General features: G+C 66.2%; 12 protein-coding genes. 5 read left to right on the top strand and 7 right to left on the bottom strand.

Annotation, left to right across the window (positions count from 1 at the left end; translation table 11 throughout):
- Positions 1 to 7 precede the first annotated feature (7 nt).
- From APT59_RS03365 to gshB, 7 genes are all read right to left on the bottom strand, one after another.
- Positions 8 to 1285 (bottom strand): dihydroorotase, encoded by a 1278-nt coding sequence (locus APT59_RS03365; protein WP_059313549.1) that lies wholly within the window; start codon positions 1283 to 1285, stop codon positions 8 to 10.
- Entirely contained in the window at positions 1282 to 2280 is a 999-nt protein-coding gene (locus APT59_RS03370; protein WP_059313550.1) for an aspartate carbamoyltransferase catalytic subunit, read from the bottom strand. Before APT59_RS03370 ends, APT59_RS03365 begins: the two co-directional genes overlap by 4 nt.
- Before the next feature lie 15 nt (positions 2281 to 2295).
- Positions 2296 to 2805, bottom strand: a complete 510-nt coding sequence (gene pyrR, locus APT59_RS03375; protein WP_059313551.1) for a bifunctional pyr operon transcriptional regulator/uracil phosphoribosyltransferase PyrR — start codon at positions 2803 to 2805, stop codon at positions 2296 to 2298.
- Positions 2806 to 2807: 2 nt separating this feature from the next.
- The gene (gene ruvX / locus APT59_RS03380; RefSeq protein WP_007161675.1) at positions 2808 to 3260 is read right to left on the bottom strand and encodes a Holliday junction resolvase RuvX; all 453 of its coding nucleotides are present in this window, start codon (positions 3258 to 3260) and stop codon (positions 2808 to 2810) included.
- Positions 3257 to 3826 (bottom strand): YqgE/AlgH family protein, encoded by a 570-nt coding sequence (locus tag APT59_RS03385; RefSeq protein ID WP_059313552.1) that lies wholly within the window; start codon positions 3824 to 3826, stop codon positions 3257 to 3259. Before APT59_RS03385 ends, ruvX begins: the two co-directional genes overlap by 4 nt.
- Before the next feature lie 55 nt (positions 3827 to 3881).
- Positions 3882 to 4760, bottom strand: coding sequence for an energy transducer TonB (locus tag APT59_RS03390; RefSeq protein WP_059313553.1), 879 nt, complete (start codon positions 4758 to 4760; stop codon positions 3882 to 3884).
- Positions 4761 to 4863: 103 nt separating this feature from the next.
- On the bottom strand, positions 4864 to 5814 hold the full coding sequence (gshB, locus tag APT59_RS03395; protein WP_059313554.1) for a glutathione synthase: 951 nt from the start codon (positions 5812 to 5814) through the stop codon (positions 4864 to 4866).
- Between the two features lie 220 nt (positions 5815 to 6034).
- Here gshB and pilG point away from each other — a divergent pair, with 220 nt between their 5' ends.
- The 5 genes from pilG (at position 6035) to APT59_RS03420 (ending at position 10536) form a co-directional block, all read left to right on the top strand.
- A complete protein-coding gene (pilG, locus tag APT59_RS03400) occupies positions 6035 to 6442 on the top strand; it encodes a twitching motility response regulator PilG (RefSeq protein ID WP_007161679.1) in 408 nt (135 codons plus the stop codon).
- A gap of 40 nt (positions 6443 to 6482) precedes the next feature.
- On the top strand, positions 6483 to 6848 hold the full coding sequence (pilH, locus tag APT59_RS03405) for a twitching motility response regulator PilH (RefSeq protein ID WP_007161680.1): 366 nt from the start codon (positions 6483 to 6485) through the stop codon (positions 6846 to 6848).
- A 49-nt stretch (positions 6849 to 6897) separates the two neighbouring features.
- Entirely contained in the window at positions 6898 to 7434 is a 537-nt protein-coding gene (locus APT59_RS03410; RefSeq protein ID WP_059313555.1) for a chemotaxis protein CheW, read from the top strand.
- A gap of 161 nt (positions 7435 to 7595) precedes the next feature.
- Entirely contained in the window at positions 7596 to 9626 is a 2031-nt protein-coding gene (locus APT59_RS03415) for a methyl-accepting chemotaxis protein (protein WP_059313556.1), read from the top strand.
- Between the two features lie 61 nt (positions 9627 to 9687).
- Positions 9688 to 10536, top strand: a complete 849-nt coding sequence (locus APT59_RS03420) for a CheR family methyltransferase (RefSeq protein WP_082696277.1) — start codon at positions 9688 to 9690, stop codon at positions 10534 to 10536.
- Positions 10537 to 10543: the final 7 nt, after the last annotated feature.

Raw genomic sequence — 10543 nt, forward strand, 5'->3', positions numbered from 1 at the left:
TTTCTATTCAAGCGCCGCGCTGGTAGGTCGCGCGCCCCCCTACCAGGGTGCGCTCGATGCGGCCGGGCAGGATGAGGCCATGGAAGGGGCAATTGCGGCCACGGGAGAGCCAGGGCGTAGCGGCCTGGGCGGTCGGCTGCTGGGCGAACAGCACCAGGTCCGCCGGCAGCCCCTTGGCCAGACGACCCGCCTCGAGGCGCAGGGCCTGGGCCGGGCCGCTGGTCAGACGGGCCAGGAGGGTCGGCAGATCCAGCAGGCCGTCCGCCACCAGGGTCAAGGCCAATGGCAGGAGCAATTCGACGCTGCTGATGCCTGGTTCGGTGGCGGCGAAGGGCGCCAGCTTGGCATCCGCCTCATGTGGCTGATGATGGCTGGAAATGGCGCCAATCACGCCGTCACGCACCCCGGCACGCAAGGCGTCGCGGTCACGGGCGGTCCGCAGCGGCGGTTTGACGTGATAGAGGCTGGAAAAGCCCTGCAGGGCTTCATCGGTGAGCAGCAGTTGATAGAGCGCCACGTCGGCGGTCACCGGCAGGCCACGCGCCTGGGCTGCGGCGATCATCTCCACCGCGCGCGCGCTGGTCAGTTGGCCGAAGTGGGCGCGCACGCCGCTCTGTTCCACCAGCAGCAGGTCGCGGGACAGGGCGATGGTTTCCGCCGTCTCCGGGATGCCGGTGAGACCCAGGAAGCTGGCGGTGGGGCCTTCGTGGGCCAGGCCGCCCTCGGCCAGATCGGCGTCCAGGGCAGTAAAGACCACGGTGAGATCGAAGGTGGCGGCGTATTCCAGGGCCCGCCGCTGTACCCGCAGGTTTTCGAAGCGCTGCAGGCCGTTGGTGAAGGCGACGCAGCCGGCATCGCGCAGCGCCATCAGTTCGGAGAGCTGTTCGCCACCCAGGCCCTTGGTCAGGGCACCGATGGGGTGAACCCGGGCATGATCGGCGGTACGCGCTCGGTCGAGGATGAGTTCGGCCACCGCGGTGGTGTCCAGCACCGGGCGGGTGGTCGGCGGACAGCACAGGCTGGTGACGCCACCGGTCGCGGCGGCGCGGGTCTCGCTGTCGACGTTGCCCTTGCGGGTCAGGCCCGGCTCGCACAGGGCGACGTCCAGGTCGACCAGGCCGGGTGCCAGGATGAGGTCGCTGGCGTCCAGCTGCTCGGCGGCCTGGAAGCCCTGGGGCGCCTCGCCGATGGCCAGGATGCGGCCCTCGTCGACATGGACGTCGCTGATCTGGTCGAGGCCAGAGGCCGGGTCGATCACCCGGGCGTTGCGGATGCTCAGGCTCACTGCGCATTCTCCTGTAGCTGACGCTGGGCCGTCTGCCCGCTCATGGTCATCGACAGCACCGCCATGCGGACCGCGATGCCGTAGGTGACCTGATTCAGGATGACCGACTGCTCGCCATCGGCGACCGCCGATTCGATCTCCACGCCGCGATTGATCGGCCCCGGGTGCATGACGATGGCGTCGGGTTTGGCACGGGCCAGGCGCTGGCGGGTCAGGCCGAACAGCCGGTAGTACTCGCCCTCGCTGGGCAAGAGGCCGCCCTGCATGCGTTCGCGCTGCAGGCGCAGCATGATCACCACGTCCACCCCTTCCAGGCCCTCGGCCAGATCGGTGCAGGTGCGTACGCCATAGAGGTCTTCCAGGCCGACCGGCAGCAGGGTGCGCGGCGCGACCACGCGGATGTCGCGGCAGCCCAGGGTACGCAGCGCCAGCATGTCGGAGCGGGCCACCCGCGAGTGCAGGATGTCGCCGACGATGGCTACCGACAGGTTGGCGAAGTCGCCCTTGTGCCGGCGGATGGTCAGCATGTCGAGCATGCCCTGGGTGGGGTGGGCATGGCGGCCGTCGCCGCCGTTGATGATGGCGACATCGGGGCAGACGTGTTCGGCGATGAAGTGGGCCGCGCCGGAATCGGCATGGCGCACCACGAACATGTCGGCGGCCATGGCCTCCAGGTTGCGCAGGGTGTCGAACAGCGTCTCACCCTTGCTGGTTGAGGAGGTGGAAACATTGAGGGTGATGACGTCCGCCGACAGCCGCTTGGCCGCCAGCTCGAAGGTGGTACGGGTGCGGGTCGAGTTCTCGAAGAAGACGTTGCACACCGTCTTGCCGCGCAGCAGCGGCACCTTCTTCACCGCCCGGGCGCCGACTTCCAGAAAGGAGTCGGCCGTATCGAGCAATTCGGTGAGGAGTTCGGCGGGCAGGTCATCGAGCGAAAGGAAATGGCGCAATTGGCCCTGGGCGTTGAGTTGCAGCGAACGCGTAGCGTCGGTCATGGCAGCGAATCCAGGTCAGGCGGCGGGGACGTCGCGGTATTCGAGGGCGAGCGGCGTGGGGCCGGTCAGCTTGACGCGCTGGGTGGCGGCGAGCGTCAGGGTGGCGCCCACCACGTCGGGCTGGATCGGCAATTCGCGGGCATTGACGTCCAGCAGGCAGACCAGGGTCACACTGGCCGGGCGGCCATAGTCGAAGAGTTCGTTGAGCGCCGCGCGCACGGTGCGACCGCTCATCAGGACATCGTCCACCAGCACCAGGTGCCGACCGTCGACCCCGAAGGGCAGGGCCGAAGGGCGCACCTGGGGATGCAGGCCCTTCTGGGTGAAGTCGTCCCGGTAGAAGGACACGTCCAGGCTGCCCAGCGGGGTGTCCAGGCCGAGTTCGGCCAGCAGAGCCTCGGCGACCCATAGGCCGCCGGTGTGGATGCCGACGAAGCCGGGATCGGTGATGCCACGACGATCCAGCGACAGGCGCAGGTCGGCGGCCAGCCGTGGCAGAAGCTCGGCGGGAGAGGGCAGGTGCATGGCTACTCCGATTGCGGGCGCGCGGCCCGTTCCAGTTGTTGGGTCAGCCAGCCTTCCAGGAGGAGGGCGGCGGCAAGGGCGTCCACCGGGCGTTCGCGATAGCCGTCGCGCTGACCGCCCTGCAGGCGCTCGCCCTTGGCGGCATAGGTGGTGAGGCGCTCGTCATGGGTATGCACGGGCAGGCCGTAGCGCCCCTGCAGGCGGCGGGCGAAACGTTCGGCGCGCTCGCTCATCTCGCTGGGCGTACCGTCCATGTTCAGTGGCAGACCGACCACCAGCGCAGTGGGGCGCCATTCGTCCAGCAGGCGCTGGATCTGCTGCCAGTCGGGCACGCCGTTCTGTGCCTTCAGGGTGAGCAGTTCGCGGGCCTGGCCGGTGACGGCCTGGCCGACGGCGACGCCGATCTGCCGGGTGCCGTAGTCGAAGCCCAGATAGAGACCGCTGGGCGCGCTCATGCATGACCCGCCTGGCGCGAGAGCAGGCGCAGGTCGACGCCCAGCAGGGCGGCCGCTGCGCCCAGACGCTGGTCGCTGGGCGTCTCGAACAGCAGGGCGCTGGTGGCCGGGGTGGTGAGCCAGAGATTGGCCGCCAGCTCTTCTTCGAGCTGGCCGGGACCCCAGCCGCTGTAGCCCAGGGTGATCAGGTGGCGGGCCGGGCCGGTGCCGTCGGAAATGGCGAACAGCACGTCTGGCGACGTGGTCAGGCTCAGTTCCTCGAGCTCCAGGGTGTTCTGGAAGGTGGGGCCGGCATCGTGCAGCACGAATCCGCGGTCGTTCTGCACCGGACCGCCGGAATAGAGGGCGATGCTGGCGTCGTCCGAGGTGGCCGGTACGTCAGGGCGCAGTTGTTCGAGCAGGTCGTCCAGATGCAGGCCGTTGGGGCGGTTGATCACCAGGCCCATGGCGCCATCGGGGCCGTGGTCGACGAGGTAAATGACCGTTTCGGCGAAATTGGGATCGTCCATCTGCGGCATGGCGATCAGGAGTTGGTGCTGTAGGGTGGTGCTGGAGGTCGGCTTCATGACCGGCAAGTTTCCCGGTTGCGCGGTCCGGCTTCAAGTACAACGGCGCGTCGGGCTATTGGCTGGACAGGCGGTCGCCGCGCTCGAAGCGCCAGGTACGGATGATCTCCAGCCGGTCGATGTCGGTCAGATCGCCACTGAAGGGGGCAAAGGGCGCCGCCAGCCGGACGATGCGCAAGGCGGCCTGGTCCAGCACCGGACGCCCCGAGGACTCCAGCACCTGGACCTCGTAGAGCGAGCCGTCCTTGTTGATGGCCACCAGCAGCCGCAGGCTGCCATAGAGCCGGTCGCGCTTGGCCTGCTCGGGGTAGTTGAGGTTGCCGATACGCTCGATCTTGCGCCGCCATTCTTCCTTGTAGCGGGCGCCCTTGTCTTTTTGCGTCGAGGCGGCGTTGATCCGCCAGATTTTCGGGCGCTTGGCGTATTGCTGGCGCTCCTCGGCGAGCTGGGCTTCCAGGCTGGCGAGTTCGGCGGCCTGGCTGTCGGCCTCGGGACTGGGGGCGTCACGCTGTTCCCGCTCGGGCGTCTCGCGACTGGGCTCGGCCTTGGTCGGCCGAGAGGCGCGGGTGGTCACCGCGGCCTTGGGTGCCTGGGCCCGATCCGCCGCGGGCGGGCGGGCAGGCGGTGCGGCCTGGCGGATCTCGCTGTCATGGAAGGGCGCCTGCACCGGGGTACTGGGCGCGGCTGCCTTGTCCAGGGTGCCACTGCCCTGCTGGTTTTCCTGGGCGAGAAAATCGGCTTGCTTGGGCGCCTCGTCGCTCTTGAAGCTGGCCAGCGTCACCTCCAGGGTGCGGCTGATCTGGGTAGGTTCGGGCAGCGAGAAGCCGACGCCGAGGATCAGCACGACATGCAGCAGGGTCGCGATGAGCAGCGTGAAGCCCAGGCGGTCGGCGGGACGGACCTGGGGAGCGGGGGACGGGGCGGTGCTGGGCATTGACTGGGTCGGCAAGGGCAGAGGACGCGCGGCAGGGCTGGCGCCAGTCTGCGGATTGTGTCCGCGGTTGTCCATGCCGCCGCGGGCGGCATGGACGTTCGCCTCAGCTCGCGCGTTTCTGCGCGATGACATCCATGAGGCGCTCGGCGATACGAGTATCGTAGGCCGCATCGATCTCGCGGATGCAGGTCGGGCTGGTGACATTGATCTCGGTGAGGTGCTCGCCGATCACGTCCAGGCCGACGAAGAGCAGGCCGCGCTTGCGCAGCTCCGGCCCTACCGTAGTGGCGATCTCGCGATCCCGCGCCGACAGTGGCTGGGCGACGCCGCGGCCGCCGGCAGCCAGGTTGCCGCGGGTTTCGCCCTGCGCCGGAATGCGCGCCAGGCAGTAGTCCACCGGTTCGCCGTCGATCATCAGGATGCGCTTGTCACCGTCCTTGATGCCCGGCAGGTAGCGCTGGGCGATGATCTGCTGGGTACCGTGGGCGGTGAGGGTCTCCAGGATCACCGAGAGATTGGGATCGCCCTCCCGGTGGCGGAACACCGAGCTGCCACCCATGCCGTCGAGCGGCTTGAGAATGACGTCACCATGGGTACGCGCGAATTCGCGGATGATGTCGGCGCGGCGGCTGACCAGGGTCGGCGGGGCCAGTTCGGGAAACAGGGTGGCGAAGAACTTCTCGTTGCAGTCGCGCAGGCTGGCGGGACGATTGACCACCAGGGTGCCGCCACGCTCGGCCTGTTCCAGCAGGTAGGTGGCATAGACGAATTCGTTGTCGAAGGGCGGATCCTTGCGCATCAGGATGACGTCCAGGTCGCGCAGGGGCAGATCGACGCCTTCGCCGAAGGCGAACCAGCGTTCCGGATCCTGGAACACGTCCAGCTGTCGACCGCGGCCGCGGGCTTCGCTATCGACCTGGTACAGGTCCTGCATCTCGAAGTAGTGCAGTGTCCAGCCGCGGGCCTTGGCCGCCCACAGCATGGCCATGGAGCTATCCTTTTTATAGGAGATGCGTTCGATGGGATCCATGACGATCCCCAGGCGGATACTCATTGACGCTAGACCTCGGTTTTACGTGGGCAAGGCGTCAGAATAGCCCTTCGATCCCCTCCAGTGCCAATGCTTGCGCGATCGTCGTGGCGGGCGGGCCGGTGGTCCGCCGCCAGGGGATCTGCGTGGTACGTCACGGTATTGTGTGCTACAAAGAGGCGCCGCCAAAGTGCCCGGATCGACATCATTCACGTTTCATCGACGATGAGCTGGTAGCTTGAACATGGAACAGTATTCGGAAGGGCTCAAGGTCATGGTGATCGACGATTCGAAGACGATTCGTCGCACCGCCGAGACCCTGCTCAAGAAGGTTGGCTGCGAGGTCATCACCGCCATCGATGGATTCGATGCGCTTGCCAAGATCGCCGATAGTCATCCCCACATTATTTTCGTGGACATCATGATGCCGCGGCTGGATGGCTATCAGACCTGCGCACTGATCAAGAACAACAGCGCGTTCCGCGCGACCCCCGTCATCATGCTGTCCTCCCGTGACGGGCTCTTCGACAAGGCCAAGGGCCGCATCGTCGGCTCTGACCAGTACCTCACCAAACCTTTCAGCAAAGAAGAGCTGATCGGTGCGATCAAGACCCACGTCCCCAGCTTCACTCCGCTCGAACAAGCGTCCTGAGTGTCCTGAGGCGGGCGATTCAATCTAGTAGGAAATTTTCATGGCTCGAATTCTGATCGTCGACGACTCTCCCACCGAGATGTACAAGCTCACCGCCATGCTGGAAAAGCATGGGCATCAGGTGCTCAAGGCCGAGAACGGCGCCGATGGCGTCGCCCTGGCGCGCCAGGAGAAGCCGGATGCGGTCCTGATGGATATCGTCATGCCCGGTCTCAACGGCTTCCAGGCCACCCGACAGCTGACCAAGGATGCCGAGACCAGCCATATTCCGGTGGTCATCGTCACCACCAAGGACCAGGAAACCGACAAGGTCTGGGGCAAGCGTCAAGGCGCCAAGGACTACCTCACCAAGCCCATCGACGAAGACACCCTGCTGCGCACCCTGGCGGGTGTCCTGCAAGGCTGAGGCCTAACGTCCGTTTCTCGCGGCAGCGCCCCAATCGGCAGGGAATCCTATGAGCGACGCCACCACGCCCTACGAACTCTTGCGGCTGATCGATCTGCGCTGCCGCGAACGAGCTGCGGGCCTACCGGCGCAGCAGGAAAACCAGCGGAGCTGGAGCGGCATCGGCTTTCGCCTTGGGGAACTGCGCTTCGTGATTCCCATGGGCGAGGTCAGCGAGATCCTGCCCGAGCCACGCTTCACCGCGCTACCCGGCGTCAAGCCATGGCTCAAGGGCGTGGCCAATGTGCGCGGTCGGCTGTTGCCGATTGCCGACCTGGGGCAATTTCTCGGCGTGAAGGTCCAGGCGCTGCGCAAACAGCGGCGCATCCTGATCGTCGACCATGGTGACCTCTTCGTCGGATTGGCGGTTGACGAAGTCCTGGGCATGCAGCATTTCGACATCGAGGCCTATCGCGAGCACGCCGACAGCGTGCCAGCGGGTCTGCACTTCTTTCTGGAAGGCGTCTTCCAACGCGACGTGCCGTGGCTGGTCTGTAGCCCGCGCGCCTTGGTCGAGCATCCCGAATTCAAGGACGTCGCGGCCTGAGCCACTAGGCGCAGCGGCGCGACGTACCGGGTCTGGGTCGGGATGGCAGGAGCTGTCGCCGACGGTTGGGGGTAGGGCGACGAACACCGACTTCAAGCGAAGCGATGCGTCGACCGACAAGGATAGAACTAAAGGAACCAAGGTCCAGGCGGGGGCCGCTGATGAACAAACTCAATACCGGGAAGCTCAACGCGTGGGTCGCGGGCATGTTCGTGGTGCTGATCGTCGCGATCGTGCTGCTGTTCGCCAACTTCGCGTACCTGGGCACCCAGACCAACTACGACAACCAGTACCAGGGCCAGGCCACCGAGCTGCGCATCCTCTCGCAGCAGCTGGCCAAGAGCGCCAGTGAGGCCGCCACCGGCAAGGCCGGGGCCTTCAAGGACCTGCGCCAAGCGCGTGCCGAGTTCGAGCGCCGCCTGAACATCCTGCGCAGTGGTGATCCGCAGACCGGTTTGCCGCCCTCGCCCGCGATCCTCGGCCCGCGGCTGGACACCTTGCAGGCGCAGTGGGACATCCAGCGCAAGCAGGTCGATAGCATGCTCGGCAGCGAACAGACCGTGCTGTCTCTGCACCAGCTGTCCGGCGCCCTGGCCGATACCATTCCCCAGCTGCAGGTCGAGAACGAGGAGATCGTTGATATCCTGATCGAGCGCGGCGCGCCGGCCAGTCAGGTGGTGGTGGCCCAGCGTCAGGCGCTGCTCGCCGAGCGGATCCTCAGTGCCATCAACAAGATCCTTACGGGTGACGAAGCCGCGGTACAGGCCGCCGACAGCTTTGGTCGCGACGCCAGCCTCTATGGACGGGTGCTCAAGGCCATGCGCGAGGGCAACGCTTCCATGGGCATCGCCAAGATCACCGATCCCGAAGCGGTCGGCCGGTTGAACGAAGCCAACAAGCTGTTCGAATTCGTCGCCGGCAACGTCGACGAGATCCTCGCCACCTCGCCCGAACTGTTGCAGGTCCGCTCCGCCGTGGGCCAGATCTACAGTGGTTCTCAGGCGCTGCTCGGTTCCGCTTCGGAGCTCGGCGCCGGTTACGCCGCGCTGGCCCAAAGTCGCAAGATCAACACCGTGGGCAGCTATCTGCTGGTGTTCATCGCCCTCGGCGCCATCCTCTGCATCGGCTACATCCTGGTCCGCGACACCCGCCGCCGGCTGGCTGAGACCGACGAGAAGAACCAACGCAACCAGACCGCCATTCTGCGTCTGCTGGACGAGATCGCCGACCTGGCCGATGGTGACCTGACCGTGCAGGCCACGGTGACCGAGGATTTCACCGGCGCCATCGCCGACTCCATCAACTACTCCATCGACCAACTGCGCGAGCTGGTGGAAACCATCAACCAGACTGCCGTGCAGGTGGCCGCCGCCGCCCAGGAATCCCAGGACACCGCCACCGTGCTGGCCGAGGCCTCGGAACACCAGGCCCAGGAAATCGCCGGGGCTTCCGCGGCCATCAACGAAATGGCCGTGTCCATCGACCAGGTATCCACCAACGCCTCGGAATCCACCGCGGTGGCGGAGCGCTCCGTGGCCATCGCCAACAAGGGCAACCAGGTGGTGCACAACACCATCATCGGCATGGACAACATCCGCGAGCAGATCCAGGACACCGCCAAGCGGATCAAGCGCCTGGGTGAGTCCTCCCAGGAGATCGGCGACATCGTCGGCCTGATCAACGACATCGCCGACCAGACCAACATCCTGGCACTGAACGCGGCCATCCAGGCTTCCATGGCCGGTGACGCCGGCCGTGGTTTCGCCGTGGTCGCCGACGAGGTCCAGCGCCTCGCCGAACGCTCGTCCGGCGCCACCAAGCAGATCGAGGCGCTGGTCAAGGCGATCCAGACCGATACCAACGAGGCGGTCATCTCCATGGAGCAGACCACCTCGGAAGTGGTCCGCGGCGCCGCCCTGGCCCAGGACGCCGGTGTGGCCCTGGAAGAGATCGAGAAGGTCTCCCAGAGCCTGGCCGGCCTGATCCAGAACATCTCCAACGCCGCTCGCCAGCAGTCGTCGTCCGCCAGCCATATCTCCAGCACCATGAACGTGATTCAGGAGATCACCTCGCAGACCTCGACCGGTACTACCGCCACCGCGCGCAGCATCGGCGAGCTGGCCAAGCTGGCCAGCGAGATGCGGCGTTCGGTATCGGGCTTCAATCTGCCGAACGAACAGCCGTTGAGCTGAGTACAACAGCCATATCGCGGTGTGGCGAGGGGGAGATGGCGTGAGGGAGTCGAGTTGGGCGTTGCGCCGTGCTCCCGAGCTGCCGGATGCGGACTTCGAACGCTGGCGCCAGTTGCTCGAAACGCGCGCCGGAATGGTGCTGGACGAACGCCAGCGCGGTTTTCTGCAGATCCAGCTGGCTGCACGCATGCGCGAGCTGGAGATCGCCGACTACGACGGCTACTACCGTACCGTCTGCGCAGGGGTCAGTGGCCGGATCGAATGGGTCCGACTGCTGGATCGGCTGACCATCCAGGCGACCCGCTTCTTTCGTCATCCACCGTCCTTCGCCCTGCTGGAAGCCTATGTGAATGAGTTCGCCCGGACCGGGGAGGGCAGGAGCCTGACCCTGTGGAGTCTGGGTTGCGCCAGTGGAGAGGAAGCGTTTTCGATGGCCATCAGCACCGCCGAGGTCTTGTCCCGGCAGGAGCAGCCCCTGACGTTCGCGCTGACCGGTACGGATATCAGCAGCGAGGCCCTGCGCCAGGCGCGGCAGGGCACCTATAGTTTGCAGCGGCTGGCCGGGGTGCCGGCCGCCCTGCGCGAGCGCTATTTTCACGCCCGCGAGGACGGCAGCTTCGAGATCTGCTCCCGCTTGGCGGAGCGGCTGTGCTTCGCCCGGCTCAATGTGCTGGAACTGGGCCAGGCCCCCTTGCAGGGACTCAATGTCATTTTTTGTCAGAACTTGCTGATTTATTTCCGCCGCTGGCTGCGTCGAGATCTGCTCAACCAGCTGGTCCAGCGGCTTGCACCGGGTGGTTTGTTGGTCCTGGGTGTCGGTGAGGTGAGCAATTGGAGCCATCCGCAACTGATACCCGTCGATCATCCCGAAGTCCTGGCGTTTACCCGCCAGGTGGAACGCCCGGTATGACAGGAGC

Origin of the sequence: Pseudomonas oryzihabitans (assembly GCF_001518815.1) — a bacterium.
GTDB classification, from domain to species: domain Bacteria; phylum Pseudomonadota; class Gammaproteobacteria; order Pseudomonadales; family Pseudomonadaceae; genus Chryseomonas; species Chryseomonas oryzihabitans_E.

What these genes read in the sequence shown, in the direction of transcription:
- APT59_RS03370 (WP_059313550.1), bottom strand. Translation starts at nt 2,280, where the DNA reads ATGACCGACGCTACGCGTTCGCTGCAACTCAACGCCCAGGGCCAATTG.
- pyrR (WP_059313551.1), bottom strand. Translation starts at nt 2,805, where the DNA reads ATGCACCTGCCCTCTCCCGCCGAGCTTCTGCCACGGCTGGCCGCCGAC.
- ruvX (WP_007161675.1), bottom strand. Translation starts at nt 3,260, where the DNA reads ATGAGCGCGCCCAGCGGTCTCTATCTGGGCTTCGACTACGGCACCCGG.
- APT59_RS03385 (WP_059313552.1), bottom strand. Translation starts at nt 3,826, where the DNA reads ATGAAGCCGACCTCCAGCACCACCCTACAGCACCAACTCCTGATCGCC.
- APT59_RS03390 (WP_059313553.1), bottom strand. Translation starts at nt 4,760, where the DNA reads ATGCCCAGCACCGCCCCGTCCCCCGCTCCCCAGGTCCGTCCCGCCGAC.
- gshB (WP_059313554.1), bottom strand. Translation starts at nt 5,814, where the DNA reads ATGAGTATCCGCCTGGGGATCGTCATGGATCCCATCGAACGCATCTCC.
- pilG (WP_007161679.1), top strand. Translation starts at nt 6,035, where the DNA reads ATGGAACAGTATTCGGAAGGGCTCAAGGTCATGGTGATCGACGATTCG.
- pilH (WP_007161680.1), top strand. Translation starts at nt 6,483, where the DNA reads ATGGCTCGAATTCTGATCGTCGACGACTCTCCCACCGAGATGTACAAG.
- APT59_RS03410 (WP_059313555.1), top strand. Translation starts at nt 6,898, where the DNA reads ATGAGCGACGCCACCACGCCCTACGAACTCTTGCGGCTGATCGATCTG.
- APT59_RS03415 (WP_059313556.1), top strand. Translation starts at nt 7,596, where the DNA reads ATGAACAAACTCAATACCGGGAAGCTCAACGCGTGGGTCGCGGGCATG.